The 26,955-nt window shown below is 61.5% G+C and carries 29 protein-coding genes; 14 read left to right on the top strand and 15 right to left on the bottom strand.

Features of this window, described 5'->3' with window-relative positions:
* Positions 1 to 30: 30 nt before the first annotated feature.
* The 8 genes from NWV16_RS08285 to NWV16_RS08250 all read right to left on the bottom strand — a co-directional run bounded on the left by NWV16_RS08285 (position 31) and on the right by NWV16_RS08250 (position 7,178).
* Entirely contained in the window at positions 31 to 1,443 is a 1,413-nt protein-coding gene (locus NWV16_RS08285; protein WP_260522661.1) for an amino acid permease, read from the bottom strand.
* Between the two features lie 291 nt (positions 1,444 to 1,734).
* On the bottom strand, positions 1,735 to 1,881 hold the full coding sequence (locus NWV16_RS08280) for a hypothetical protein (protein WP_260522660.1): 147 nt from the start codon (positions 1,879 to 1,881) through the stop codon (positions 1,735 to 1,737).
* 410 nt (positions 1,882 to 2,291) lie between these two features.
* On the bottom strand, positions 2,292 to 3,503 hold the full coding sequence (gene rluB, locus NWV16_RS08275; RefSeq protein ID WP_260522659.1) for a 23S rRNA pseudouridine(2605) synthase RluB: 1,212 nt from the start codon (positions 3,501 to 3,503) through the stop codon (positions 2,292 to 2,294).
* Between the two features lie 154 nt (positions 3,504 to 3,657).
* A complete protein-coding gene (locus NWV16_RS08270; RefSeq protein ID WP_260522658.1) occupies positions 3,658 to 3,849 on the bottom strand; it encodes a DUF1289 domain-containing protein in 192 nt (63 codons plus the stop codon).
* Between the two features lie 2 nt (positions 3,850 to 3,851).
* On the bottom strand, positions 3,852 to 4,841 hold the full coding sequence (scpB, locus tag NWV16_RS08265; protein WP_260522657.1) for an SMC-Scp complex subunit ScpB: 990 nt from the start codon (positions 4,839 to 4,841) through the stop codon (positions 3,852 to 3,854).
* Between the two features lie 11 nt (positions 4,842 to 4,852).
* Complete coding sequence (locus NWV16_RS08260; RefSeq protein WP_260523494.1) at positions 4,853 to 5,611, bottom strand: segregation and condensation protein A; 759 nt, start codon at positions 5,609 to 5,611, stop codon at positions 4,853 to 4,855.
* A 60-nt stretch (positions 5,612 to 5,671) separates the two neighbouring features.
* Positions 5,672 to 6,301 (bottom strand): L-threonylcarbamoyladenylate synthase, encoded by a 630-nt coding sequence (locus tag NWV16_RS08255; RefSeq protein ID WP_260522656.1) that lies wholly within the window; start codon positions 6,299 to 6,301, stop codon positions 5,672 to 5,674.
* Positions 6,302 to 6,314: 13 nt separating this feature from the next.
* On the bottom strand, positions 6,315 to 7,178 hold the full coding sequence (locus NWV16_RS08250) for a PHP domain-containing protein (protein ID WP_260522655.1): 864 nt from the start codon (positions 7,176 to 7,178) through the stop codon (positions 6,315 to 6,317).
* An 87-nt stretch (positions 7,179 to 7,265) separates the two neighbouring features.
* On the opposite strand from NWV16_RS08250, the gene NWV16_RS08245 reads away from it, so the two are divergent.
* The 6 genes from NWV16_RS08245 to NWV16_RS08220 all read left to right on the top strand — a co-directional run bounded on the left by NWV16_RS08245 (position 7,266) and on the right by NWV16_RS08220 (position 11,465).
* Positions 7,266 to 7,862, top strand: coding sequence for a septation protein A (locus NWV16_RS08245; RefSeq protein WP_260522654.1), 597 nt, complete (start codon positions 7,266 to 7,268; stop codon positions 7,860 to 7,862).
* 1 nt (position 7,863) lies between these two features.
* Positions 7,864 to 8,163 carry a YciI family protein gene (locus tag NWV16_RS08240; RefSeq protein WP_096822226.1) on the top strand — a complete coding sequence of 100 codons (300 nt, stop codon included), beginning with the start codon at positions 7,864 to 7,866 and terminating at the stop codon, positions 8,161 to 8,163.
* Positions 8,164 to 8,272: 109 nt separating this feature from the next.
* The gene (locus tag NWV16_RS08235; protein ID WP_260522653.1) at positions 8,273 to 8,683 is read left to right on the top strand and encodes a translation initiation factor 2; all 411 of its coding nucleotides are present in this window, start codon (positions 8,273 to 8,275) and stop codon (positions 8,681 to 8,683) included.
* Between the two features lie 7 nt (positions 8,684 to 8,690).
* Positions 8,691 to 9,368 (top strand): response regulator transcription factor, encoded by a 678-nt coding sequence (locus NWV16_RS08230; protein WP_065260824.1) that lies wholly within the window; start codon positions 8,691 to 8,693, stop codon positions 9,366 to 9,368.
* Positions 9,369 to 9,506: 138 nt separating this feature from the next.
* The gene (locus tag NWV16_RS08225; RefSeq protein WP_260522652.1) at positions 9,507 to 9,956 is read left to right on the top strand and encodes a Spy/CpxP family protein refolding chaperone; all 450 of its coding nucleotides are present in this window, start codon (positions 9,507 to 9,509) and stop codon (positions 9,954 to 9,956) included.
* Between the two features lie 168 nt (positions 9,957 to 10,124).
* On the top strand, positions 10,125 to 11,465 hold the full coding sequence (locus NWV16_RS08220) for a HAMP domain-containing sensor histidine kinase (RefSeq protein WP_260522651.1): 1,341 nt from the start codon (positions 10,125 to 10,127) through the stop codon (positions 11,463 to 11,465).
* 14 nt (positions 11,466 to 11,479) lie between these two features.
* Here NWV16_RS08220 and NWV16_RS08215 read toward each other — a convergent pair whose 3' ends face one another.
* A complete protein-coding gene (locus NWV16_RS08215; RefSeq protein ID WP_260522650.1) occupies positions 11,480 to 12,046 on the bottom strand; it encodes a nitroreductase family protein in 567 nt (188 codons plus the stop codon).
* Positions 12,047 to 12,167: 121 nt separating this feature from the next.
* Between NWV16_RS08215 and NWV16_RS08210 the strand changes: the two genes are divergently transcribed.
* Positions 12,168 to 13,622 carry a TrkH family potassium uptake protein gene (locus NWV16_RS08210; RefSeq protein ID WP_260522649.1) on the top strand — a complete coding sequence of 485 codons (1,455 nt, stop codon included), beginning with the start codon at positions 12,168 to 12,170 and terminating at the stop codon, positions 13,620 to 13,622.
* Here NWV16_RS08210 and NWV16_RS08205 read toward each other — a convergent pair.
* A complete protein-coding gene (locus NWV16_RS08205) occupies positions 13,579 to 14,640 on the bottom strand; it encodes an AraC family transcriptional regulator (protein ID WP_260522648.1) in 1,062 nt (353 codons plus the stop codon). The genes NWV16_RS08210 and NWV16_RS08205 overlap by 44 nt on opposite strands.
* A 168-nt stretch (positions 14,641 to 14,808) precedes the next feature.
* Between NWV16_RS08205 and NWV16_RS08200 the strand changes: the two genes are divergently transcribed.
* Positions 14,809 to 15,120, top strand: a complete 312-nt coding sequence (locus NWV16_RS08200; protein ID WP_260522647.1) for a DUF962 domain-containing protein — start codon at positions 14,809 to 14,811, stop codon at positions 15,118 to 15,120.
* Positions 15,121 to 15,142: 22 nt separating this feature from the next.
* Complete coding sequence (locus NWV16_RS08195; RefSeq protein WP_260522646.1) at positions 15,143 to 15,733, top strand: HD domain-containing protein; 591 nt, start codon at positions 15,143 to 15,145, stop codon at positions 15,731 to 15,733.
* A gap of 15 nt (positions 15,734 to 15,748) precedes the next feature.
* On the opposite strand, the gene NWV16_RS08190 is transcribed toward NWV16_RS08195, so the two are convergent.
* On the bottom strand, positions 15,749 to 16,564 hold the full coding sequence (locus NWV16_RS08190; RefSeq protein WP_065260952.1) for a UDP-2,3-diacylglucosamine diphosphatase: 816 nt from the start codon (positions 16,562 to 16,564) through the stop codon (positions 15,749 to 15,751).
* A 132-nt stretch (positions 16,565 to 16,696) separates the two neighbouring features.
* Here NWV16_RS08190 and NWV16_RS08185 point away from each other — a divergent pair, with 132 nt between their 5' ends.
* Together NWV16_RS08185 and NWV16_RS08180 are read left to right on the top strand one after the other, a co-directional pair.
* Complete coding sequence (locus tag NWV16_RS08185; protein ID WP_260522645.1) at positions 16,697 to 17,461, top strand: helix-turn-helix transcriptional regulator; 765 nt, start codon at positions 16,697 to 16,699, stop codon at positions 17,459 to 17,461.
* Positions 17,462 to 17,533: 72 nt separating this feature from the next.
* Positions 17,534 to 18,427 (top strand): DMT family transporter, encoded by an 894-nt coding sequence (locus NWV16_RS08180; RefSeq protein WP_260522644.1) that lies wholly within the window; start codon positions 17,534 to 17,536, stop codon positions 18,425 to 18,427.
* Here NWV16_RS08180 and NWV16_RS08175 read toward each other — a convergent pair.
* Positions 18,421 to 18,708, bottom strand: coding sequence for a SelT/SelW/SelH family protein (locus NWV16_RS08175; RefSeq protein WP_065260955.1), 288 nt, complete (start codon positions 18,706 to 18,708; stop codon positions 18,421 to 18,423). The two genes, NWV16_RS08180 and NWV16_RS08175, sit on opposite strands and share 7 nt — an antisense overlap.
* Before the next feature lie 71 nt (positions 18,709 to 18,779).
* Between NWV16_RS08175 and NWV16_RS08170 the strand changes: the two genes are divergently transcribed.
* A complete protein-coding gene (locus tag NWV16_RS08170) occupies positions 18,780 to 20,969 on the top strand; it encodes a patatin-like phospholipase family protein (RefSeq protein WP_260522643.1) in 2,190 nt (729 codons plus the stop codon).
* A 6-nt stretch (positions 20,970 to 20,975) separates the two neighbouring features.
* Here the strand turns inward: NWV16_RS08170 and NWV16_RS08165 are convergent, their stop codons facing one another.
* The 3 genes from NWV16_RS08165 to recQ form a co-directional block, all read right to left on the bottom strand.
* Positions 20,976 to 22,775, bottom strand: coding sequence for a FimV/HubP family polar landmark protein (locus NWV16_RS08165; RefSeq protein ID WP_260522642.1), 1,800 nt, complete (start codon positions 22,773 to 22,775; stop codon positions 20,976 to 20,978).
* A 127-nt stretch (positions 22,776 to 22,902) separates the two neighbouring features.
* Entirely contained in the window at positions 22,903 to 23,337 is a 435-nt protein-coding gene (locus NWV16_RS08160) for a MarR family transcriptional regulator (protein WP_065260957.1), read from the bottom strand.
* A 134-nt stretch (positions 23,338 to 23,471) separates the two neighbouring features.
* Positions 23,472 to 25,601, bottom strand: a complete 2,130-nt coding sequence (recQ, locus tag NWV16_RS08155) for a DNA helicase RecQ (RefSeq protein WP_260522641.1) — start codon at positions 25,599 to 25,601, stop codon at positions 23,472 to 23,474.
* A 277-nt stretch (positions 25,602 to 25,878) separates the two neighbouring features.
* Between recQ and NWV16_RS08150 the strand changes: the two genes are divergently transcribed.
* Both NWV16_RS08150 and NWV16_RS08145 read left to right on the top strand, forming a co-directional pair.
* Positions 25,879 to 26,466, top strand: coding sequence for a YecA family protein (locus tag NWV16_RS08150; protein ID WP_065260959.1), 588 nt, complete (start codon positions 25,879 to 25,881; stop codon positions 26,464 to 26,466).
* Positions 26,467 to 26,476: 10 nt separating this feature from the next.
* On the top strand, positions 26,477 to 26,872 hold the full coding sequence (locus NWV16_RS08145) for a YbaN family protein (RefSeq protein ID WP_260522640.1): 396 nt from the start codon (positions 26,477 to 26,479) through the stop codon (positions 26,870 to 26,872).
* Positions 26,873 to 26,955: the final 83 nt, after the last annotated feature.

Below are 26,955 nucleotides of genomic sequence, written 5' to 3'. Positions count from 1 at the left end.
AGGCCGGGTTTGATGTTTGTGCTCGCCGCGTTACTTCACGGCGGCGTGCAACGTTGGCTGCGCGCCACGTTTGTTCTTGATCACATAGCAGACCCACATGAACACGACCCACACCGGAATCGCATACACCGAGATCTGGATGCCCGGGATCAGCAGCATCACGCCAAGAATGAACGCCACGAACGCCAGGCAGATGTAGTTGCCGTACGGGTACCACAGCGCCTTGAACAGCGGCTTCTGGTTGGTCTTGTTCATGTGCTGGCGGAACTTGAAGTGCGAGAAGCTGATCATCGCCCAGTTGATCACCAGCGTCGCCACGACCAGCGACATCAGCAGTTCCAGCGCATGTTGAGGCATCAGATAGTTGAGCAGCACGGCCACCAGGGTGACCGCCGCCGAAGCCAGAATCGAACGCACCGGTACGCCGCGCTTGTCGATCTTCGCCAGCCCTTTCGGTGCATCGCCCTGCTCCGCCATGCCCAGCAGCATCCGGCTGTTGCAGTAGGTGCCGCTGTTGTACACCGACAGCGCTGCGGTCAGTACCACGAAGTTGAGCAAGTGCGCAGCCGTGTTGCTGCCGAGCATCGAGAACACCTGCACGAACGGGCTGCCGCTGTAGGAGTCGCCTGACGCGTTGAGGGTATCCAGCAGGCTGTTCCACGGGGTCAGCGACAACAGAATCACCAGTGCGCCGATGTAGAAAATCAGGATCCGGTAGATCACCTGGTTGATCGCTTTCGGGATCACGGTTTTCGGCTTGTCGGCCTCGGCTGCGGTGAAACCGAGCATTTCCAGACCACCGAAGGAAAACATGATGATCGCCATGGCCATCACCAGACCGCTGACGCCATTGGGGAAGAAGCCGCCGTGGGACCACAGGTTGCTGACCGAAGCCTGTGGGCCGCCATGGCCGCTGACCAGCAGGTAACTGCCCAGGGCAATCATGCCGACGATGGCCACGACCTTGATGATCGCAAACCAGAACTCGGCCTCACCGAAAACCTTGACGTTGGCCAGGTTGATCGCATTGATCAGCAGGAAGAACGCGGCCGCGGTGACCCAGCTCGGGATGTCCGGCGCCCAGTAGTGGATGTACTTGCCGACGGCTGTCAGCTCCGACATGCCCACCAGGATGTACAGGATCCAGCAGTTCCAGCCCGACAGGAAACCGGCGAAACCGCCCCAGTATTTGTGCGCGAAGTGGCTGAAGGAGCCGGCCACCGGCTCTTCGACGATCATCTCGCCGAGCTGGCGCATGATCATGAAGGCGATGAAGCCGCAGATGGCATAGCCGAGGATCATCGACGGGCCGGCGGATTTCAGCACCCCCGCCGAGCCCAGGAACAATCCGGTGCCGATCGCGCCGCCAAGGGCGATCAGTTGAATATGGCGATTTTTCAGGCCGCGTTTCAGCTCGCCTGATTGCGAGTTTTGTCCACTCATGAAAAAGGTCTCACACAAGGTTTGATGATGTTCAGTAGACGTTGCTGCAAGGTTGCGATTTCAGCCAGCCCTGATCAAACCCCAGCGCAAGCACCAGGCATTCAGTTTTCTTACAACGGTCATGCGTCACCTGTTTGTTCTTGTCTGTGACGAAATCGAACCCGACACGCTCGTGACGCGGCGGAGTGAACAAGGCGGATAGCCTTGAGGTTTGCGCGATTACGCAGAGGGTCACAGTTAAAACGCGGCGCATTGTACACCGCTAACCCCCTGCTGCCAGACCCCGCTGGATCAGCGAGTCGGTTGCCGGGATTGCGTGTGTCCGTCCCGGGCGACCCGGACGGCTGCAAAAATTGAGTCAGGCCTTTGCAGGCCATCGGCGTGGACGATGGTCAATCCGTCCCACGAAGAGAAGTGAAAATGGATATCGGCGTTCATTGCGCCTCCTTCTTGTTATGCACCTGCACGACAGGCATGGGGCGCATCTCACCTTTCAAACGAGCCTGAAACAAGCACGCCAGAGCCCTGCGCAAGGCCCGGCGGGACGAGTTCCGGCAGATTTTCCTTACAGCGCGACAGACGCATCCGATTCACGGGGCTACGGCGACTTTTTCGTAAATAGCCGCTGACACTGCGTAACGTAAATTTTCCACTCCACACCAACCGGAGCCTGGTGCGGAGATTGACGTTAGCTGGCTAACTATTTGAAAGCCGTCAAGTTTTCTGTTCTAAAACAAGAAAAGACACCTCAAAAAAAAGAAATAAAAAGTCCAAAAAAAAACGCCAACTCCAAGAGTTGGCGTTTTCTGTTTCAGCTTGAGGCTTGCCGCTCGAAACTTGCAGCTGCCTTATTCCGGCTTCTTGCGACCGAACCCCGGACGCTGGCCGGAACCGGCAGGCGCGCCACGGCGCTTGCCCGATGGCTTGTCATCGTCCGCCAGTCTGATGCCTGGACGCTTCGGTGCCGGTTTGGCCGGACGCTTGGTATCGGCCGGACGATCCGCCACCGGCGTACCGCGACCGGCAGGCGCACGACCTTCACTGCGATCGGTACGGCCGCGTGGTGCACGCTCACCTTCCGGACGCGCCGCCGGCTTGCGAGCCGGGCGCTCGCCTTCGATCTGCGGCTCACGCGCCGGGCGCGGGCCGGCAGCAGCCGGTGCGCCATTGGCCGGACGCAAGGTGCGCACACGCTCGGTGCGAGCCATCGGTCGCGACGACTTGCGCTGCATACGCTCGAGCTTGTCCTTGCTCTTGGCATTCAACTGCGGCAGGGCCACAGGTGTCAGACCGACTTCAGCGCTCAGCACGTCGACTTCGTACTGACTCATTTCGCGCCAGCGGCCCATCGGCAAATCGGAATTGAGGAACACCGGACCAAAACGCACGCGCTTCAGGCGGCTGACCACCAGGCCCTGGGATTCCCACAGGCGACGCACTTCACGGTTACGACCTTCCATCACCACGCAGTGATACCAGTGGTTGAAGCCTTCGCCGCCTGGTGCCTGCTGAATGTCAGTGAAGCGCGCCGGGCCGTCTTCCAGCACGACACCCGCCTTCAGACGCTCGATCATCTCGTCATCGACTTCGCCACGAACACGGACGGCGTACTCTCGGTCCATCTCGAAGGACGGATGCATCAGACGGTTGGCCAGCTCGCCGTCAGTGGTGAACATCAGCAGGCCGGTGGTGTTGATGTCGAGACGACCGATGTTGATCCAGCGCCCTTCTTTCGGGCGTGGCAACTTGTCGAATACGGTCGGGCGGCCTTCCGGGTCGTCGCGGGTGCAGATCTCGCCGTCGGGCTTGTTGTACATGATCACGCGGCGGACCGATTCGGCCGCCTCTTCGCGCTTGATGACCTTGCCATCGATGGTAATGGCGTCGTGCATGTCGACACGCAGGCCGAGGGTGGCATCTGTGCCATTGACCTTGATCCGGCCCTGGCTGATCCACGCTTCGACGTCACGGCGCGAGCCGACGCCGATACGGGCGAGGACCTTTTGCAGTTTTTCGCCTGCCGGGCGAATTTCCTGGTCGTCTTTCTGATTGTCACTCATCTGGGCACCTCCCGGTGTGGTCTGCTCAACGGCCCTGAGTTGAGCCGCTGAATCGTTGAAATCTGGGTTTTCGGGCGAAGGGATCGCCGAAGGGTCGCGAATCATACGCGGATGTGTCCGCGCGCGCATCAGAGACTAGCCGATCGCGGCCAGGTTATTTCTTTTTCCGCCGACCGGTGGCACCGAGTCTGATCAGGCGCAGCGCGGCCTCGGCCAGCACCGTGCGCTTTTCATCCTTGTCGAGTTTCTTCCAGGCCCTGATCTCGCGCTTACTGCGCCCGCATCCGAGGCAGATGTCATCGCTGAACTTGCAGAGACTGATGCACGGGTCCTTGGTCGAGCTCATGCTCAATCCTCGAACTCGCGGCGCTCGGCTTCGATGGCTTCGGCCAGTGCCCGGGCTTCGGCTTCTTCTTCGCTCAGTTCTTCATCGACAGCCGGCTGTTCAAGCCGGGCGACGGCAGCCAGCAATTTCTCCCGGGCTTCGGCAACTCCGAGGACGTCTTCTTCAGGCTCGGGCTCAAGATCGGGCTCAACCTCCGGCTTCGCTTCGAATTCAACGTCGACGGATGGTCTGGCCGGATCGGTCTCGAAACCGGACGACACCGACTCGCCATCCGCCGCATCCCGCAGCAAATCATCGAAGTCGGTCTTGATTCCCTCCTCCATGCTGTCCAGTTCGAGCAGCAACGTGTGGAAACTGGTTTCCTCTTTCGGCTCTTCCGGCCCGGCGCTGGCATCGGCCAGTTCCTGCAACCCCGGGGGCACCGGGGCATCGTCGAAGTCGAGCACCGGATCGGGTTCGATCTCACGCAATTCAGCCAGCGGTGGCAATTCATCAAGGCTCTTGAGGTTGAAATGATCGAGAAACGCCTTGGTGGTGGCGAACATCGCCGGTTTGCCCGGCACGTCACGGTAACCGACGACACGGATCCATTCACGCTCGATCAGGGTCTTGACGATGTTGGTGTTGACCGCCACGCCCCGCACGTCCTCGATCTCGCCTCGGGTGATCGGCTGGCGATAAGCGATCAGCGCCATGGTTTCCAGCAGGGCCCGGGAATAACGTTGCGGGCGTTCTTCCCATAGACGACCGACCCACGGTGCGAATTTCTCGCGAATCTGCAGACGATAGCCGGAGGCCACCTCCTTGAGCTCGAATGCCCGCCCCTCGCAGGACTTTTCCAGCAGGGCCAGGGCTTTTTTGAAGACCGGCGGCTCCGGTCGTTCGCCTTCCTCGAACAACTCGTACAGTCGCTCAAGGGTTTGCGGCTTTCCCGAGGCCAACAGAAAGGCTTCAAGCAGGGGCGCCAGCTCGCGGGGTTCAGTCAGGTTCATGTTCAGACTCGTTATTCGACTCGGGCTCGCACGTGGATCGCGGCGAACGGCTCATTCTGCACCAGCTCGACCAGCGACTCCTTGACCAGTTCAAGGATCGCCATGAAGGTCACCACCACACCGAGCCGACCTTCCTCGGCGGTGAACAGCTCGACGAACGGCACAAAGCCGCCCCCCTTGAGCCGCTCCAGCACATCGCTCATGCGTTCGCGGGTGGACAATGCCTCGCGGCTGACCTGATGGCTTTCGAACATGTCGCCACGACGCAACACTTCGGCCATGGACATCAGTATTTCTTCCAGCGCCACATCCGGCAGCAACTTGCGCACGGTCACCTGAGGGGCCTCGAGCTTCGGCACGATCACATCGCGACCGACCCGACTCAGCCCGTCGATGCCTTCGGCGGCCACCTTGAAGCGCTCGTACTCCTGCAAGCGGCGGATCAGCTCGGCGCGCGGGTCTTCCTCTTCGTCCTCGACGGTTTCGGCCCGGGGCAGCAACATCCGTGACTTGATTTCGGCCAGCATCGCGGCCATCACCAGATATTCGGCGGCGAGCTCCAGGCGCACCGATTGCATCAGCTCGACATAGCCCATGTACTGACGGGTGATTTCCGCCACCGGAATGTCGAGGATGTCGATGTTCTGTTTGCGGATCAGGTACAGCAGCAGGTCGAGCGGGCCTTCGAACGCTTCGAGAAAGACTTCAAGGGCATCCGGCGGGATATACAGGTCCAGCGGCATTTCCGTGACGGCCTGGCCATAGACCATGGCAAACGGCAGTTCCTGCTGGGCACCGGCCTGGGGATCGACGGTTTCGACTGCGGACATTCAGGCCTCGACCATGAACGGCGCAGGATCACCGCAACCGACGCGGACCACTTCCGGATCGTCGCCGGTCAGGTCGACCACGGTGGAGGCCTTGATGCCGCCGAAACCGCCGTCGATGATCAGATCGACCTGATGCTCAAGCAATTGACGCATTTCGTAAGGATCGCTCAACGGGTCTTCATCGCCGGGCATGATCAGGGTCACGCTCATCAATGGCTCACCCAGCTCGGCCAGCAGCGCCAGGGCAATCGGGTGGCTGGGCACCCTTAGACCGATGGTGCGCTTTTTCGGGTGCAGCAACAGTCGCGGCACTTCGCGGGTGGCGTTGAGAATGAAGGTGTAAGGGCCCGGCAGATGGGCCTTCAGAATCCGGAAGGTGCCGGTGTCGATCTTGGCGTAGTTGCCCAGTTGCGACAGATCGCTGCAGATCAGCGCGAAGTTGTGCTTTTCATCGAGCTGACGCAGGCGCCGGACACGCTCGATCGCCGTCTTGTCGCCGATCTGGCAACCGATTGCGTAGGAAGAGTCCGTTGGATAGACCACCACCCCGCCCTTGCGGATGATCTCGACCGCCTGCTTGATCAGGCGCGCTTGCGGGTTTTCCGGATGAATCTGGAAAAATTGGCTCACATTCTCTACCTGTTCAGACGGCGGCAATAACTGTGTCATGTTTGAACCGACACCACAGGGGTGGAAGGTCCTCAGGGAGCGGCCGGTACTGGCCGATCTCCGACCAGCCTCCCGGGCCATGAAAATCACTGCCGGCGCTGACCAGCAGACCGAACTCACGGGCAAGGATCGCCAGGCTGCCTACCTGCTCCGCAGGCTGATAACCGTTGACGACTTCAATCGCCTGTCCGCCCGCTTGAATATAGTCGGCAATCAGCTTTCGGCGCTTGCTGCGGGTGAAATCGTAGTGCCAGGGATGCGCCAGGCTGACCCAGGCCCCGGCGGCGCGCAGCGTGCCGACGGTTTCATCGAGGGTCGGCCAGTGTTGCTTGACGTCCCCAAGCTTGCCGGCGCCGAGCCATTTGCGAAACGCCTCGGCGCGATCCTTGACGAATCCTTCGCGCACCATCCAGTCGGCGAAATGCGGGCGGGCCGGCGCATTGCCGCTGTCGCCCAGCTCCTGCTGGATCTGCCGTGCGCCGTCGAGTGCGCCGGGCATGCCCTTGAGGGCGAGCTTGCGGCTTATTTCTTCAGACCGCAGCCAGCGGCCATCGTGCAACTTCGCAATGGCCTCGACCAACGGCGCGGCGTTGACGTCGAAGCCATAGCCCAGCACATGAATGGTCGCCCCGCCCCAGGTACAGGAAAGTTCGACGCCGTTGACCAGTTGCATCCCCAACGCTTCGGCAGCGACACGCGCCTCGGCGAGGCCTTCGACGGTATCGTGATCGGTCAGGGCCAGGATTCGCACGCCGTTCTCGAACGCACGCGCAACCAGTGCCGCAGGCGCCAGGGCGCCATCGGAGGCCGTGCTGTGGCAGTGCAAATCGACATTCACGGGGTTGTGTAACCTCAAATCAGCTGGCGCTATCGCGCGCCCATATGTTTGTTATTATGCCGCCACATCCAGCTTCTGGCTCTCACTGTGAAACAATTCATCGATTTCATCCCGCTTCTGCTGTTCTTCATCGTCTACAAACTCGACCCCCGTACCGTCGATGTCGCCGGTCACGAGTTGACCGTCGGCGGTATCTACAGCGCCACCGCAATGCTGATTGTCAGCTCTCTGGTGGTCTACGGCGCGCTCTTCATCAAGCAGCGCAAGCTGGAGAAGAGCCAGTGGCTGACCCTGATCGCCTGCCTCGTGTTCGGCAGCCTGACCCTGGCTTTCCACAGCGAAACCTTCCTGAAATGGAAAGCCCCGGTGGTCAACTGGTTGTTCGCCCTGGCCTTCATCGGCAGCCACTTCATCGGTGACCGCCTGCTGATCAAGCGCATCATGGGCCACGCGCTGACCCTGCCGGACCCGGTCTGGACCCGCCTGAACATCGCCTGGATCGCCTTCTTCCTGTTCAGCGGCGCCGCCAACCTGTTCGTTGCCTTCACCTTCCAGAGCATCTGGGTGGACTTCAAGGTGTTCGGCAGCCTGGGCATGACCGTGCTGTTCCTGGTGGGCCAGGGCATCTACCTGTCCCGTCACCTGCACGACGCCGATACCACAACGCCAAAAACCGAGGACTGACATGCTCTACGCCATCATTGCCACCGACGTCGCCAATTCTCTGGACGCGCGTCTCGCCGCCCGCCCGGCGCACCTTGAACGCCTGCAGGTGCTCAAGGGCGAAGGCCGCATCGTGCTGGCCGGCCCGCATCCGGCGGTCGACAGCAATGATCCGGGCGCGGCGGGTTTCACCGGCAGCCTGATCGTCGCCGAATTCGACTCCCTGAGTGCGGCACAAGCCTGGGCCGATGCCGATCCCTACATCGCTGCAGGCGTCTATGCGAATGTAGTCGTGAAGCCGTTCAAGCAAGTCCTGCCTTAATCTACTGCCACGCGATGAACCTTGTCGGTTCATCGCGTTCTCAATCGCTCATTATTCTCGTTTGCCGGCCGACAACCTGCCCAATATCCATTTGGAAACAGGAGTCGCTATGCGCAAGGGTCCGTTGTGTCTGATGCTGGTCACGTTGTCGATCATGGCGCCCGCCCATGGTGAGGAAAGCACCGAAAGCGGCTATTCCACGCCGTTGTCCTTGAGCGCCGGCAGCCAGATCACCGAGTTGCAGCAGCGCCTGAAAGCCAGCGAGCAGCAGCGTGAAGAATTGAGCAAACAACTGCAGGATGCCGACAACACCCGCGAAAGCGCCCAGCTTGCCCGGCTCCGCCAGGAGAACCAGCGTCTGAAGCTGCAACTCAAGGAAGCCCTGGCCAGCCCAGTGCCGCGCCTGCTGACCGAACAGCAGCAATGGTTCGTCACCGGCGCCGGGGTAGCGCTATTGGCCCTGCTCTGCGGTATCTTTGCCAGTGGTGCAAGTCGAAAACGTCGACAATGGCTGAATTGAGTGAGTCATGAGCGAGCTGTTACTGATTGATGATGACCAGGAGCTGTGTGAGCTTCTGAGCAGTTGGCTGAGCCAGGAAGGCTTTCAGGTGCGTGCCTGCCACGATGGCCAGAGCGCCCGCAAGGCCCTGGCCGAATCCGCCCCCGCTGCCGTGGTGCTGGACGTGATGCTGCCCGATGGCAGCGGTCTGGAACTGCTCAAGCAATTGCGCAACGACCATGCCGACCTTCCGGTGGTGATGCTTTCGGCCCGCGGCGAGCCGCTGGACCGCATCCTCGGTCTGGAACTGGGTGCCGACGATTACCTGGCCAAACCCTGCGATCCCCGCGAACTCACCGCCCGCCTGCGCGCCGTGCTGCGTCGCAGCCATCCGGCCGCCGTGTCGACCCAGCTGGAGCTGGGCGACCTGAGTTTCAGTCCGGTGCGCGGCGTGGTCAGCATCGACGAAAAGGAATTCACCCTCACCGTATCCGAAAGCCGTCTGCTCGAAGCCCTGCTCAAACAACCGGGCGAGCCGCTGGACAAGCAGGAACTGGCGCAGATCGCCCTGGGTCGCAAGCTGACCCTGTACGATCGCAGCCTGGACATGCACGTCAGCAACCTGCGCAAGAAGATCGGCCCCCACGCCGACGGCCGCCCGCGCATCGTGGCCCTGCGCAGCCGTGGCTACTACTACAGCCTCTAGCGTTTCTGCGGACGCTTTGTCAGTTCGATGACAAAGCGTCTTTACCCAAGCTTTACCCAGCGCTGACCGCCGCTGACCTTGATCTCCGTAATCTGTACCCATCCGGAACGTACCGGGAACGAGACAAGGAGATACACCATGCGCAAGACTCTTATCGCTCTGATGTTCGCTGCCGCTCTGCCGACCGTCGCCATGGCCGTGCCGCAGGATGGTGGCCCGATGGGCGGGCCTGACGGTGGCTGGAGCCACGGCGGTCAGATGCACCGCATGCACGGCAAAGGCCCGTACAGCGAGCTGGACCTCTCCCGCGAACAGCGCGAGCAAATCCGCAAGATCATGGGCGAGCAGATGCACGAGCGTAAGCAGACGGTCGAGAAATACCTGGAGAAACTCTCCCCGGCCGACCAGAAAGCCATGAAAGACGAGATGGCGGCCAACCACAAGAAAGCCGAATCCGACGTCCGCGCCGTGCTGAAACCGGATCAACAGAAGAAATTCGACGAGATCCAGAAGAAACAGGCCGAGCGTCGCGCCGAATGGGCCGAGTTCAAGGCCTGGAAAGCGCAACAGCCGCAAAAGGCGCAATAATGTTCTGACCCGACGGCTCACCCCGTCGGGTCTTTTTTCACCCGGCCCAATGTGGGAGCGAGCTTGCTCGCGATAGCGGTGCATCAGACAAAACTTAGCTGTCTGACACTACGCTATCGCGAGCAAGCTCGCTCCCACAGGGTTTTGCGTTTGTTCTGAGGAATCATTGTGCGTTCATTGTTCTGGCGTATTCTCGCAAGCTTCTGGCTGGCCATCGCCCTGGTTGCGGGGCTTTCCATTTTGCTGGGGCACATGCTCAATCAGGACGCCTGGATCCTCAGCCGCCATCCGGGCCTCAACACATTGGCCGCCGACTGGACGCAGACCTACGAGTCCCAGGGTGAAGACGCCGCCCAGGACATCCTCCAGCAACGCAAGCGTCAGTATCACATCGACGTACAAGTGCTGAACGAAAGCGGCGACCCGGTGGTACGCGGCACCTTCCCCCGTCGCGCGGCAGCCTTTGAAGCACGGCAGAACAACGACGACCGGCGCCTGCCCTGGCGGCGCCTGACCGATGAATTCACCAGCGAAAAGACCGGTGATACTTACCTGTTCATCTATCGCATCCCGCACCCGGAACTCGACGCCTGGCACCGCGAAAGCCTGCTTTGGCCATTGAGCGCGCTGGGGATCGCGCTGGTGGTGCTGACCCTGTTCAGTCTTTTGGTGACCTTTTCCATCACCCGCCCGCTCAACCGCTTGCGCGGCGCGGTGCACGATCTGGGGCAGACCACCTACCAGCAGAACAGCCTGGCGAAACTGGCCAACCGCCGCGATGAGTTCGGCGTGCTGGCCAACGACTTCAACCGCATGGGCGCACGCCTGCAAAGCCTGATCGGCAGCCAGCGCCAGTTGCTGCGCGACGTGTCCCACGAGTTGCGCTCACCGCTGGCACGTCTGCGCATCGCCCTGGCACTGGCCGAACGGGCGAGCCCGGAAGAACGGGAAAAACTCTGGCCGCGTCTTACCCGCGAATGCGATCGGCTGGAAGCCTTGATCAGTGAAATTCTGGTGCTGGCGCGGGTCGACGCCGACAACGCCAGCGCCGAATCCGTGGATCTGAATGCCCTGCTGGGCACCCTGCAAAAGGACGCGCAACTCGGCTCGCCGGAGCAGACCGTACGTCTGGAGGCCGAACCGCAGCTCAATCTGACAGGCTGGCCGACCATGATCGAACGCGCCGTGGACAATCTGCTGCGCAACGCCCAGCGCTTCAACCCGGTGGGGCAGTCGATCGAATTGCAAGCCTCGCGACATGGCGAGCGGATCGTGGTGAGCGTGCGCGATCACGGACCGGGCGTGCAGGCCGAGCATTTGAGCCAGTTGGGCGAGCCGTTTTATCGGGCACCGGGGCAAACCGCTGCCGGGCATGGTCTGGGCCTGGCAATCGCCCGGCGTGCGGCGGAGCGCCATGGCGGGACGCTGGTGCTGGCCAATCACCCGCAGGGCGGGTTTGTGGCCAGTCTTGAGTTGCCGCTGGAACCGGGTGCGGTTGTCCAGCCCTGATGAGGTTTTCAGTGTCAGGCTTTACCCGGCCAGGCACTGACAAACTCCGCCAGATCAACCTTCTCCGCCACGCGCGGTTCTTTCTGCGGCGTACCGAGGTAAAGAAACGCAATCACCTCTTCGTCATCCGTCAGCCCCAAACCTTTGGCGACATGTTTTGAGTAAGCCAGCTCACCGGTACGCCATACCGCGCCAATCCCCTGCGCATAGGCCGCCAGCAAAATCCCGTGGGCTGCACACCCCGCCGCCAGCAACTGCTCGGCCTTCGGGTATTTGACGTGATCCTGCAGTTTTGCGATGACCACGACCACCAGCGGCGCCCGCAGCGGGCCGTTGCGGGCCTTGTCGATCATCGCTTCGGTGACTTCGCCTTCCTGCATCTGTGCCGCTTGCGCCAGCAACTCGCCCATTTGCTCACGTGCCGTACCTTCGACGGTCAGAAAGCGATACGGCTGCAAATGCCCGTGATCCGGAGCGCGGGTCGCGGCGGCGAACAGCACTTCGCGTTGTTCGGCGGAAGGGGCCGGATCGACCAGTCGCGGAACGGAAACACGGTTGAGCAAAGCGTCGAGAGCCTGCATCGGCCACCTCCTGAAAAAAATGTCCGGCTATTCTAGCTGCAAGTGATCCGGCCGCGTCGGTTTACATGCCTTGCCTCGCAGGTAGAATGGCGCCCTTCCCACATCAGCCCGAGCGGATTTCATGGCGTTGCCGACCTTACGGATCATTGGTTTCATCATCGGCATCTTCCTCATCACCCTGGCCATTGCCATGGTCGTGCCCATGGCCACTCTGGTGATTTTCGAGCGTACCGGGGACCTGCCGTCGTTCCTCTGGGCGAGCATGATCACCTTCCTTGCCGGTCTGGCCCTGGTGATTCCCGGTCGCCCGGAACACATTCACCTGCGCCCCCGCGACATGTACCTGCTGACCGTCAGCAGCTGGCTGGTGGTGTGCATTTTCGCCGCGCTGCCGTTTCTGCTGACCCAGCACATCAGCTACACCGACTCGTTCTTCGAAAGCATGTCCGGTATCACTGCCACCGGCTCGACCGTACTCAGCGGTCTGGACACCATGTCTCCCGGCATCCTGATGTGGCGCTCGCTGCTGCACTGGCTCGGCGGCATCGGCTTCATCGGCATGGCAGTGGCGATTCTGCCGCTGCTGCGCATCGGTGGCATGCGCCTGTTCCAGACCGAATCCTCGGATCGCTCGGAAAAAGTCATGCCCCGTTCGCACATGGTGGCGCGCCTGATCGTGGTCACCTACATCGGCATCACCATTCTCGGCAGCCTGGCGTTCTGGTGGGCGGGAATGAGCCCGTTCGATGCGATCAACCACGCGATGTCGGCGATCTCCACCGGCGGTTTCTCGACCTCTGACCAGTCCCTGGCCAAGTGGACACAACCGGCGGTGCACTGGGTGGCGGTGGTGGTGATGATCCTCGGCAGCCTGCCGTTCACGCTTTACGTGGCCACGTTGCGCGGCAACCGCCGGGCGCTGATCAAGGATCAGCAGGTACAAGGCCTGCTCGGAATGCTGCTGGTGACCTGGCTGGTACTTGGCACCTGGTACTGGTGGACCACCGACCTGCATTGGCTGGACGCACTGCGTCATGTGGCGCTGAACGTGACGTCGGTCGTGACCACCACCGGTTTTGCACTGGGGGATTACAGCCTGTGGGGCAATTTCTCGCTGATGCTGTTTTTCTACCTGGGCTTCGTCGGTGGCTGTTCCGGCTCGACGGCAGGCGGGATCAAAATCTTCCGGTTCCAGGTCGCCTACATCCTGCTCAAGGCCAACCTCAATCAGTTGATTCACCCGCGCGCGGTGATCAAGCAGAAATACAACGGCCATCGCCTCGACGAAGAAATCGTGCGTTCGATCCTGACCTTTTCGTTCTTCTTCGCCATCACGATCTGTGTGATTGCCCTGTTGCTGTCACTGATCGGCGTGGACTGGATGACGGCGCTGACCGGCGCAGCCAGTACAGTCTCCGGCGTCGGGCCGGGACTGGGCGAAACCATCGGGCCGGCCGGCAACTTCTCGACGCTGCCGGATGCCGCCAAGTGGATCCTGTCGTTCGGCATGCTGCTGGGCCGGCTGGAGATCATTACGGTGTTTGTGCTGTGTATTCCGGCGTTCTGGCGCCACTGACCGCGTTCGGCGCGTCCAGCAAACGCGCCCGGTAATCGCCGGGCGTAGTGTCGAACCAGCGGCGGAAGGCGCGGAAGAAATTGCTCGGGTCGGCAAACCCCAGCAGATAGGCGATTTCCAGCAGGGTCATATTGGGCTGCGCCAGGTATTGCTCGGCCAGTTCGCGGCGAGTGTCATCGAGCAACTGCTGGAAACTGGTGCCCTCTTCCTGCAAACGCCGTTGCAGCGTGCGCTGGGACAGATGCAGCGTCTGCGCCACCGTATCGCGTTTGGGTTCGCCCTGGGGCAACAGACGGCACAGCACCTGACGGGCCTTGTGGGTCACGCGACTTTCGGAAAACCGTGCCAGATACTCCCCGGCGAACCGGTCGTGCAGCAGCGCCATCGCTTCGTTGGCGGTGGGCAGCGGCGCTTCCATGTCGGCCCGCTCGAAAATCAGTGCGTCATACGGTGCGTTGAACACCAGCGGCGCATGAAAAGCCAGTTTGTAAGGTTCGAGGTCATCGGGCTCATCGCCCTGCACCAGCACCTTGCGCGGGTGCAAGGTACGCCCGGTCAGCCAGCCGCACAATGACAGCGCGCAGGCCAGCGAGGCTTCGGCACTTTGCCGGGTCGGCGGCAGATGATCGCCGTGCACCGTCAGGATCAGCGCATAGCCTTCGTCGAGCAGACGAAAACTCAGGTCGGCACTTTCGGCGATGATCCGCTGATACCGCACCAGTCGCTGAAAGCCTTCGGCCAGGGTGTTGCTGGACATCAACGCGTAGCCCGCAACATGAAACGAGGCGGGTCGTACCACCTTGCCCATGTTCAGGCCGATGGCCGGGTTGCCGGACAGCTCGACCGCCCGCTGCCAGAGTCGGGTCATGGAATCCTGCGGGAAACGCGCGTCCGGATCCTCCAGCGCCGCATAATCAAGCCCCAGTTGCTTGAACAGAACCCGACAATCCAGGCCGTCCATTTCCAGTGCCTTGACAATCCCCATCGCCCAGCTTGCAGATGTCGTACGTTCGCTCATGGCGTTTTTTTCTTGGATGACATGATGAGCCGCATACTACGGCCGATTTTCCAAGGATAGTAAAGTGGCGCCGATTGTCACTGGCCGACGCCACTGTTCACTCTAGACTCAAATAAGCTACCCGCCGAACAACTTGCCATCAGAACAATAACCACAGAGACAGCGGTCGTGGAAACCATCAAGCCTTTCAACAGTTTCGCCGAGTTCTATCCGTACTACCTCAGCGAACACAGCAACAGCACTTGCCGTCGCCTGCACTTCGTCGGCACGACGCTGGTGATCTTCATTCTCGCGTTGACCATCGCCAAGGGCGCCTGGCTGCTGTTGCTGGCCCTGCCGCTGGCCGGTTACAGCTTCGCCTGGGTCGGGCATTTCTTTTTCGAGAAAAACCGGCCGGCCACCTTCCAGCATCCGCTCTACAGCCTGCTGGGCGACTTCGTCATGTATCGCGACATGATCCTGGGGCGCGTAGCGTTCTGAGACTTGACCGGAAGGATTGCCGATGAACGCCACTGCCAAATTCACCCACATGGAACACGGCACCCAGGAAGACTGGGCAATCATCGCGGCGGATTTCAGTGCCTACGCCCGTCAATTGCCGGGCCGGATCACCGCGCACCTGAAATTGCTCGAAGGTGATTTCGGCGGGTTCCCGGTGGATCGCCTGACCCACTCGCTGCAAACCGCCACCCGTGCATATCGCGACGGGCGCGACGAGGAATACGTGGTCTGCGCCCTGCTCCACGACATCGGCGACACGCTGGGTTCCTACAATCACCCGGACATCGCCGCCGCCATTCTCAAGCCGTTCGTCAGCGCCGAAAACCTGTGGATGGTGGAAAAACACGGAATCTTCCAGGGCTACTATTTCTTCCATCACCTGGGCATGGATCGGCACTTGCGCGAGCAGTTCAGCGGCCATCCGCAGTATCAGGCGACCGCCGAGTTCTGCGCCAGGTACGACGCGGCGGCATTTGACCCGGACTACGACACCCTGCCGCTGAGTTTCTTCGAGCCGATGATCGAGCGGCTGTTCGCCCAGCCAAAGAACTCCATCTACAAAGCGGCGATGGAGGAACACTCCCCGGCTTGAGTTGATTTGAAAAACTCAGGCCAGCTCGGCAACCTTGGCCGCTTTCAATTCGGCCTCCCGCGCCTGCGCATCGGCCAGGCGATACAGCTCGATCGTGCCGTCCCAGTGCTCGATCAGCGCCGTGCACGACTCCACCCAGTCTCCGCAATTGAGGTAATCCACCTCGCCGACCTTGCGGATCTCGGCGTGATGAATGTGCCCGCACACGACACCGTGCAGCTCGCGCTTCACGCATTCATGAGCGATGGCCTCTTCGAAGTCGCTGATGAAATTCACGGCCGTCTTCACCTTGTGTTTCAGATAAGCCGACAGCGACCAGTAGCCGTAGCCATATTTCGCCCGCCAGTGATTGAGCCAGCGATTGAGGGTCAGGGTGAATTCGTAGGCCGAATCGCCAAGGAACGCCAGCCAGCGGTGATAGCGGGTGATCACGTCGAACTGGTCGCCGTGGATCACCAGCAAGTGCCGGCCATCGGCGGTGACGTGCACGGCTTCGTCCACCAGCTGGATGTTGCCCAGAATCAGCTTTGAATAGCGGCGCAGGAATTCGTCGTGGTTGCCGGTGACGTAGATCACCTCGGTACCGCGCTTGCTCATGGTCAGCAAACGGCGAATCACGTTGGTGTGCGCCTGGGGCCAGTACATGCCACCGCGCAGCTTCCAGCCGTCAATGATGTCGCCCACCAGGTAAATCCTGTCGGCGTGATAGCCCTTGAGAAACTGCGACAGATGCTCGGCCTGGCAATCCCGCGTGCCCAGATGCACGTCGGAGATCCACAAGGTGCGAACCCTTTGTTTACGGCTGGGTCGGGCGAGCTCGGCGCTGGTCATGGGCAACCCTCTGCGATGTTTTCGCCACTGTGCGCGAGCCCGGTTAATCGACCATGACAGGCATGCGTCAGTCTTGTGACAAACGCGCCGCCTGCGCGCCGGTGTAGACTGGCAGCTCGCCCGGAGACCGCCATGCAACCGATCCTGACCCTGCGCCATTACACCCACGACCTGATCGTCCACAGTCACGACCACGCGCAACTGGTGTTCGGCCTGTCCGGCGCGCTGGATTTCGAGGTCGAAGGTCATGGCAGTCAAGTCCTGCAGCAGAGTTTCGTGGTGGTTCCCGCCGGCGCGCACCATGCGTGCGGCAGCCCCAGGGGCAGCCGTTGTCTGGTCCTGGATGTGCCGGACGAACAATGGCTGGCGCAGTCGCTGGGCGATCACGCCGAGGCCAGCCGTCGTCTGCTGGACAATGCCGCCCGGCTCTCGCTGGATACCGGCCAGGGCCAACTGGTCAACTGGCTGGCAAACAGTCCGGTGGACGATCCGTTGATCGCGCAACAGGGCGCGGTCTTGTTGCTGGCCAGTCTGAACCACGCTCGACCTGCCGAAATCTGCGCCCGTCGCCTGCCCTACGCGGCACTTGATGCGCACATCGAGCAGTACGCGGCCTATCCGCTGCAAGTGGCGGACCTGGCTCGCGTCGCCGGATTATCCAGCGCTCGGCTGCACGCCCGGTTCGTCGCCGAATGCGGGCAAACGCCCATGGACTACATCCGCAGTCGACGTCTGCACAAGGCCGTCACGCTGTTGCGGGAAACCACCCTGCCCATCGGTGAAATCGCCAGCCGCGTCGGCTATGGATCTCAAAGTGCATTCTCGGCTGCCGTCCTGCGTGAGTTTGGTACCTCTCCTACACAATTGCGACGCGAGACTGACGACAAAAGTCGATAGTCTGCCGACAGACTGACGGGCCGTTTCCGGCTTCAATGAGTCAATGAAATTGCGTCTGGAAAAAGGATCGACATGACTCCCCGTACCGCCCTCGGCGCCCTGCATATCGGCGCATTGATGTTCGGCCTGACCGGCGTCTTCGGCAAACTCGCTGCCGCCACGCCGGCGGTCATCGTCTTTGGACGCGCCGCCTTCGCCGTACTTGCGCTGGCTTTCTTCACCCGTTTCGCCACCGATCACGGCTGGCAAAGACTGCAAGCCGTGGACTGGCGACGGCTGGCCCTGAGCGGTGTATTGCTGGCCGGCCACTGGGTGAGTTTCTTCGTCGCGGTGAAGGTCGCCGGTGTCGCCGTCGCCACGCTGGGCTTCGCCAGTTTCCCGGCCTTTACGGTGATCCTCGAAGGTCTGATCTTCCGCGAGCGTATTCGCGCCAACGAGATCATTCTGGTGGCGCTGGTCAGTGTAGGGCTGATACTGGTAACCCCGGCGTTCGATCTGGCCAGCGGCGCCACTGCCGGCCTGCTCTGGGCAATCCTGTCCGGCCTGCTGTTTTCGCTATTGTCGCTGACCAACCGGGCCAGCTCCGGTCGCATCCCGGCAGTGCAGGCAGCACTGTGTCAGAACGTGGTGGTGGCGTTGTGTCTGCTGCCGGTGGCGGCGCCACAACTGAGCGACGTTCGTGCCATCGACTGGTTGTGGATCGGATTGCTCGGGGTGTTTTGCACCGGCGTCGCCCACAGTCTGTTCGTCGCCAGTCTGGCGGTGATCAAGGCGCGCACTGCAGCCGTGGTGTTCGCCATGGAACCGGTGTACGGCATCACCGTCGCGTGGCTGCTGTTCGATGAAAATCCGACCCTGCGCATGCTGCTGGGCGGTGCACTGATCATTGTGGCCATCGTGGTGTCGAGCCAGCTGTCAGGCAGCTCCGGCAAAAAATCCGTGGCAGCCGAGGCGGCCTCTCACTGAGTTCGGTCGTTATGGCCAAGGTCGCGTTCCGGGTCGATCTGGTCGCGTACCCGCTGCTTGAGCACCTTGGCCTCGGGAAAACCACCGTCAACCTTGCGCTCCCAGATCTGCACGCCGTCGCAACTGATGTGAAAAATCCCGCCGGTGCCCGGCACCAGTGACACCTTGCCAAGGTCGTCGCCGAAGGTGCTGAGCAACTCCTGCGCCAGCCACGCGGCACGCAGCAGCCACTGGCATTGCGTGCAATAAGTGATGACGATTTCCGGTTTTGTGGCGGTCATGATCGCTGAAACTCCTGAGCCAGAGGGCGCCGCTATAATAGCCGGCTTTAACGCTCGCCCCGAGACTCACAATGCGTCGTCTGCTGATCTGCCTTTTGCTTGGTTTCCTGCCGTTGTTCATTCATGCCAGTGAAGCACCCCGACCGAAAGTCGGTCTGGTGCTGTCCGGCGGTGCGGCCCGTGGACTCGCGCACATCGGTGTACTCAAGGCATTGGAAGAGCAAGGCATCAGGATCGACGCGATCGCCGGCACCAGCATGGGCGCGGTGGTCGGGGGCCTGTACGCCTCGGGCTACCAGATCGACGAGCTGGAAAAAATGGCCTTGAGCATCGATTGGCAGCAGGCCTTGTCCGATGCGCCGCCCCGGGAGGACGTACCGTTTCGGCGCAAACAGGATGACCGTGACTTTCTGGTGAAGCAGAAACTGAGCTTTCGCGACGACGGCAGTCTCGGCCTGCCGTTGGGGGTGATCCAGGGACAGAACCTGGCGCTGCTGCTGGAAAGCCTGCTCGCCCATACCAGCGACACCCGGGATTTCGACAAGCTGCCGATCCCGTTCCGCGCCGTGGCCACTGACATCGCCAATGGCGAAAAAGTGGTGTTTCGCAAGGGCCACCTGCCCCAGGTGATTCGCGCCAGCATGTCGATCCCGGCGGTGTTCGCCCCGGTCGAGCTGGACGGCCGGTTGCTGGTGGACGGCGGCATGACCGACAACATCCCCCTCGATGTCGCCCGGGAAATGGGCGTCGATGTCGCCATCGTGGTCGACATCGGGACCCCGCTGCGCAATCGCAAGCAACTGACCACCGTGGTGGATGTGCTGAACCAGTCGATCACCCTGATGACCCGGCGCAATTCCGAGGAACAACTGGCCGCGCTGCACCCCAATGATGTGCTGATCCAGCCACCACTGGCCAGTTTCGGCGTCACCGACTTCGGTCGCGCCGAAGAAATGATCGACGCCGGATACCGCGCCACCAAAGCCCTCGACGCCCGCCTCGCGCGATTGAAGCCTGCGGTGTCGCAGGACGCCGAGCTCAACGCCGCCCGCGCACCGGGCCAACGCACGCCGATCATCACCGCGATCAAAATCGAAAACGATTCGAAAGTCGGCGACGACGTGATCCGTTACTACATCCGCCAGCCCATTGGCGAACCGCTGGACCTGGGGCGACTGCATTCGGACATGGGCACCCTGTACGGTCTGGATTACTTCGAACAGGTGCAGTACCGCGTGGTACACAAGGGCCAGGAACACACGTTGGTAATCAGCGCCCGGGGCAAGCGCAGCGGCACCGATTACTTGCGGGTCGGCTTGAACCTGTCGGACGACATGCGCGGCGACAGTGCCTTCAATCTGGGCGCCAGTTACCGCATGAACGGCATCAATCGCCTCGGCGCCGAGTGGCTGACCCGGGCGCAAATCGGTGACAAACAGGAACTCTACACGGAGTTCTACCAGCCGCTGGACGTGGGTTCACGCTACTTCGTCGCCCCCTATGCGGCGTTCGAAGCCCAGAATGTCGACTCGGTGCTCGATAATGATCCGGTCGCCCAGTACCGCGTCGAGCGCTACGGTTTCGGACTCAACGTCGGGCGCCAGATCGGCAACAACGGCGAAATCCGCTTTGGCGTCGGCGAGGCCTGGGGCAAGGCAGACGTGCGGATCGGCGATCAGGATCTGCCGAGCGAACATTTCAATGAAGGTTTCTATGCGCTGAAGTATTCGTTTGACTCACTGGATAACGTGTACTTCCCCCACGACGGCAAGGATGTCAGCCTGACCCTGATGCAGTTCGAGCCGGGCCTGGGCTCCGACACGCGCTACCGGCAATGGGAGTTCAAACTGGACAAGGCCATGAGCAGCGGCCCGGACACGCTGATCCTGGGCGGTCGCTATGGGCGCACGCTGGACGATGCCAATGTGGTGACTTCAAGTTTCCTGCTCGGTGGCGCCCGGCAGCTGTCCGGTTTCCGCGAAGACGCCATCTCCGGGCAGAACGTCAGCCTGCTGCGGGCCGTGTACTACCGCCGTCTGACGCCACGCGCCTACCTGCCACTGGATTTCCCGCTGTATGCCGGCGGGTCGCTGGAGCGTGGCCGGGCCTGGAACAACGATAACGACTTCGACAGCGGCTACATCAATGCAGCCAGCGTATTCATCGGTTTCGACACACCATTGGGGCCATTGAATTTCAGCTATGGCCTCAACGATGCCAATGAACAGGCGGTTTACCTGAACCTGGGGCAAACCTTCTGAACCGGGTCAGCGAATGCCCGCCAACAGTGTTCGGGCGGTTTGCCTGAGGGGCTCGTCGCCCTCCTTGAGCAGCTCATTGAGCAAAGCGATCGCACTGTCGAGATCGCCATCGTCGATGCAGGTCTGGGCCTGTTCGAGTTTTCCGGCGTGAGCAGCTTCTATCGGATCATGCTCTGGCTCCGGCGCTTGCAGATCAAGTGGCTCCAGCGCCAGAGACTGCTCGGGATCGCCAAACTCGTTAAGGAAATCGTCGTCTATCGGCGGTACCTCCGGTTCGGCGATCCATTCCAGCTCAGCCGTTTCAGGGTTCTCATCGGCAGATGACGGAGGCTCGAAATCCTGTGGCAGTACCTGCAGGCTGGAGCCGAACGCGGACGGGGCCGGCGCAGAGGTATCACTGGAAGCGCGACTGTCCTTCAATTCCCAGGCGGAGTCCGTGGACAACGCATCCAGATTCAGCTCGAAATCGTCTTCGGCCAGGGTTTCGGCAGGCAACACAGGCGCAGCGGGCAACGCAACAATGTCCGGGGCCACGGGGGGCGGCGCTGTGGCCGCCGTCAGTTTGGAGTGGCTTGAGCGGACATCGACAAGTCGCTGCTCTTCGACACCGAGCTGGCGCAAGTGGTGTTCCTGTTCGTCATAGGCCGTCTGATCGCCCTGCCGTCCCAGCACATCGAGCAACTGCATACCGAGATCGATGCGCTCCGGGTCTTTTCGCAATGCTTCGCGCAGCAAGCCAAGCGCTTCGCCCAACCGACCGTAAGCCAGGTATATACCTACGGCTTCCAGCACATCGCCGCTTGTCTGTTCGTCTCTATGCTCAACGGCTCCGTGCGCAGCATGCGGGCGAACGTGTTCGCTGTCATTGAGCTCCGGTTCGCTTCGCAGCGGCAGCATGCGTGCCGGTCCATCCGGGATCATTGCCTGCTGACGCCTGCGGCGCACGATCAGCCCGGCCACCAGCCCCCCGAGCAACAGCAGCAAGCCCAGGAGCAAAGGCCAACTGACAGAGTCGTCTTGTGTCTGCGTCGGCGCTGCGACCGGCACTGGCGCAGGCGCTGTCGGTGCTGCAGGCGCCGGCGGAGCCTTTTGAACCTCTGCCAGACGGGCCTGCAGATCAGCCAGCTGCTTCTTGCCGTCGGCGATTTGCACATCCTGCGTCTGCAGCTTCAGATTCAGCTCATCGATGGTCTTCTGCAATTGCTGGTTCTGCAGCACGCTGGCCGCCAGTTGTTCCGCCTGCGCGTCATTGGCTGGCGTCGTTTGAGGCGCTGGCGCGGCCGGTGCGGCAACAGGTTTGTTCTGGGAGGTGGCTACAGGCGGCTCGGGCGTCGGGAATTCCGAAGATTGCGCATGGACATCAGGTTCGTCGGTGGCCGGCACGATCCCCGGCGAACCCGGCGGATCGATCAGCACCGTGTATTCACGCAGAAGGTGGCCGTTGGGCTGATTGAGCTGCACCAGGAAATTCAGGAAAGGTTCGTTGACCGGCTTGGTCGAGGTCACCCGGATCAGATTGCGATTGCCGTGCAGGATCGGCGTGAACTTGAGGTCGTTGAGAAAGAACACCCGCTCGACGCCGGCTCGGCCGAACTCGTCTGCCGAGGCCAGGCTGGCCGAGAGTTCGCCTGCACTGAGCCCGGCAGCATCCACCAGGGCGATGTCGGCCTTGAACGGCTGATTGAGCGCTGAGTGCACGGTGATGTCACCGAGCCCCAGCGCCAGCGATGCCGTGGACCAGGTGACAACACCGGCCACCAGCAATGAATGGGCGCAACGCAGTACTACGTGCCGACTGTCGAGCATGAGCATCCCTTAAATAAGCAAAACCGACTTCTATGGGTTCGCACATCCGGTACGAACACGATATTGCCCAGTAGTTCTTATAGTCTGCCCAGCGCGATCCCTCAAAAAAACGGCACGTCGTTGTGCCTCAAGATTTTTCCAGATTCGCCAGAATGTGCCCGTGAACCCGCATGCACACCTTCATGTCAGCCTCATCAATGCCCTCGAACAACTCCTTGCGCAGCTGCGTGGCGATGGTTTCGATCTGTTCGATCAGCGGGCGGGCCGGGGCACACAACACAATCTTTTTCGCCCGACGGTCTTCCATCACGGACTGACGTTGCACCAGCCCCTGGCTTTCCAGACTGTCGAGCAGCCGGGCCAGGGTCGGCCCTTCGACGCCGACGCTTTGCGCCAGCTCCCGCTGGGTCGGGGCTTCCTCGAAACGCGCCAGATGCAGCAGCACCAGCCAGCGCGCCTGGGACAGACCCAGGCCGGCCAGCCGGCGATCCAGCTCGGCACGCCAGCCACGGGACATCTGGGCCAATTGCATGCCAAAGCGGTGTTGATCGGTTAACGGCATAAAACACTCATGGTTAGGCTGAAGAAATAGAGAAAAACTAATTATTAGTCAGCTAAGCATGACATCTGGCTATAGGCAAGAGCAGGCCGATACTGAATCGTTCCATCAATACAACGGTTTGTGTAAGCAATTGCTCACATCTCGAACTCAGCCTGCAAGGCCGCGCGCACGCAATACAGCACACCCTCCGGAACACGGCCGGCAAACAGCTCCGCCACTTCGGCGACGGATGGCAACTCGCCCTCGCCGTCGAGAAACGCGTCCTGCACTTCGCCCATCAGGTCTTCCGGCAGATCCAGCGCCTGCTCCAGCGACAATTGCTGCTTGCCGATGGCTTCGGCGAGCATGGTGTAAACGTTCTTTTCCGAGCACTGCAACTGGCCGGCGATCTGCAATGGCGTCATGCCGGCGCGGGCCAGGGTGATCAGTTCGTGGCGCACATCGGCCACCACTTTCGGCGCCTCGGCCTCGCCGCCCAGCACCTCGAGGAACGCCTCGCCGTAACGCTCCAGCTTGCGGGCGCCGACACCGCTGACCCGAGCCATCTGCGCCATCGAGGTCGGCTGGCTGCGGAGCATTTCCAGCAGGGTCGAGTCGGGGAAGATGACATACGGCGGCACGCCATGCTCTTCCGCCAGTTTGCGCCGCAGGGCGCGCAAGGCTTCCCACTGTTCGCGTTCTTCGCCACGCACCAGTTGGCTGGCCTGGCTCTTGCTGCCGCTCTTGGCAGTGATTTGTGGCTTGAGGTCGCGGCGCAGCTCCAGGCTGACTTCACCCTTGAGCAGCGGCCGGCATGTGTCACTCAGACGCAGTCCGCCATAACCTTCATGATCGACGTCCGCCAGACCACGGGCCACCAATTGGCGGAACAGCGAACGCCATTCGCTCTCCCCCAGCGCCTTGCCCACGCCGAACACCGACAGGTGCTGGTGGCCGAAGCTGCGGACTTTTTCGTTGTCCTTGCCCAGCAGCACGTCCACCAGATGGCCGACGCCGTAGCGCTGGCCAGTGCGATAGATCGCCGACAGTGCCTGACGCGCAGGCTCGGTGGCGTCCCAGGTCTGCACGCCGTCGGTGCAGTTGTCGCAGTGGCCGCACGGCTCGGGCATGTCTTCGTCGAAGTACGCCAGCAGCGCCTGACGGCGGCAGCGGGTTTCTTCGCAGAGCGAGAGCATGGCGTCGAGCTTGTGTTGCTCCAGACGCTTGTGGCGCTCGTCGCCTTCGGAGTTCTGCAGCATCTGCTTGAGCATCACCACGTCTTGCAGGCCGTAGGCCATCCACGCGTCCGCCGGCAGACCGTCACGACCACCGCGTCCGGTTTCCTGGTAATACGCCTCAAGGGATTTCGGCAGGTCGAGATGAGCAACAAAGCGCACGTTGGGTTTGTCGATACCCATGCCGAACGCCACGGTGGCGACCATGATCAGGCCTTCCTCGTTGAGGAAGCGCTTCTGGTGATAGGCGCGCAGATCGTTGGGCAGACCGGCGTGATACGGCAGCGCCGGGAAGCCCTGCTCAGTAAGGAACGCGGCCACCTCCTCCACCTTTTTGCGCGACAGGCAGTAGACGATGCCGGCGTCGCTGCGTCGTTCGGCAAGGAACGCCAGCAACTGCTTGCGCGGCTGCTCCTTGGGCACGATGCGGTAGAAGATGTTCGGCCGGTCGAAGCTCGACAGGAAACGCTCGGCGTTCTGCAGCTGCAGACGGGTGACGATTTCTTCCCGGGTGCGTTTGTCGGCGGTGGCCGTCAGGGCAATACGCGGTACATCGGGGAACATTTCCGCCAGTTGCCCCAGTTGCAGGTATTCCGGGCGGAAGTCATGGCCCCACTGCGACACGCAATGCGCTTCGTCGATGGCGAACAGGGCGATGTTCAAACCTTGCAGGAAAGACAGCATGCGCGGCTGTACCAGACGCTCCGGCGCCAGATAGAGCATTTTCACTTCGCCGCGCCGGATCCGGTTGGCGAGGTCGCGCTGCTGCTCGGGGCTCAATGTGGAGTTCAGCGACGCAGCGGCCACGCCCAGCTCTTCAAGGGTGGCGACCTGATCGTCCATCAGCGCGATCAGCGGCGACACCACCACGGCCAGGCCGTCGCGCAGCAGCGCCGGTACTTGGTAGCACAGCGACTTGCCGCCACCGGTCGGCATCAGCACAAGGGCATCGCCGCCACTGGCCACGCGCTCAATGATTGCACCCTGGCGACCGCGGAAACTGTCGTAGCCGAAGATGTCCTTGAGGACGCGTTGAGCCTGTTCGAGCATAAAAACTCCAAAAATCCACCGAAACATCCCTGCACAGGCTGGTTCAAGGCAGCCGGGGCTGCTTTAAACAAAACGTAAGGGCGCATTGCAGGACGCCGTACAAAACCAGCCGCGACGCAGGCAGGGATCGCAAAGCGCGGCAGTATACCCGAGCCCTTCCCGGCAAAGGGTGCCGCCGATAAGAAGCTTGTGGGCGCAAATGTGCCATGCGGCTGGCTTGAGGGCTCAAGAAGGCCTAGAATTCCCGCATTGTTTATTCCCCCAAGGTAGCCTTTTAATGTCCTTCGCCGAGCAACTAACCCGCCTGCAAGTCTTCCTCGACGCCGACGAGCTGCATGAAGAGGCGCTGGACTATGTGGCCGCTCACGGCTACCTGACCGCGCTGTCGATCTGCGCCGACGTGGTGCCTGATCGTGAATGGATCGACGCCCTGTTTGCCGAAGAGCCGCATTACAGCAGCGAAGCCCAGCGCGAAGAGATCGAAGCCACGCTGATCGGCCTCAAAGCCCACATCGCTCGCCAACTGGCCTCCGATGAAGAGTTCGAGCTGCCGTGCGACCTGGACCTGGGCGACGAGCCGGATGATTCCGAACTGCGCGGCTGGTGCATCGGTTTCATGGAAGGCGTGTTCCTGCGCGAAGCGGCCTGGTTCGAAACCGCCGAAGAAGAAGTCAGCGAAATGCTCCTGCCGATCATGGTCGGTTCGGGTCTGTTCGACGAACAGCCTGAATTCGAAGACATCGCAAAAGATGCCAACCTGATGGACGACATGATCGTGCAGATTCCAGAAGCCCTGACCGCGCTGTACCTGCTGTGCCACGCTCCCGACGAAAAACCGGCGATCCTCAAGCCACGTCACCACTAAGATCCGGCCTATGGACAACCCCATAGGCAACCGCTCCCTGATGTTGCGCTACATCCTGCTGGCCATCGGCTGGCTGAGCGTGGCATTGGGGGTGATCGGGATCTTCCTGCCTGTTCTCCCCACCACTCCCTTCCTGCTGCTGGCAGCCGCCTGCTTCGCCCGCAGTTCTCCGCGTTTCTATCAATGGCTGGTCGAGCATCCCCGGCTCGGGCCGTGGATCCGCGATTACCTCGATGGCAATGGCATACCGCTCAAGGGCAAGGTCTACGCGATCGGGCTGATGTGGGCGAGCATTCTGTTCTCATGCTACCTGGTGCCGCTGCCGTGGGCGCGCGGGTTCATGTTGACCAGTGCGGTGCTGGTGACGGTCTACATTCTGCGACAGAAAACCCTGCACAAACGCTGAACACTCAGCGACCGCTGGTCTAAAAAACCTGCGAACCTGTCAGATCTGACAGTACCTCTCCCTCCTCCCCTCAGGTTCAATAA

Source organism: Pseudomonas sp. BW7P1, assembly GCF_024981055.1.
Lineage (GTDB): Bacteria > Pseudomonadota > Gammaproteobacteria > Pseudomonadales > Pseudomonadaceae > Aquipseudomonas > Aquipseudomonas bananamidigenes.
This window is presented reverse-complemented; position numbering and strand designations above follow the sequence as displayed.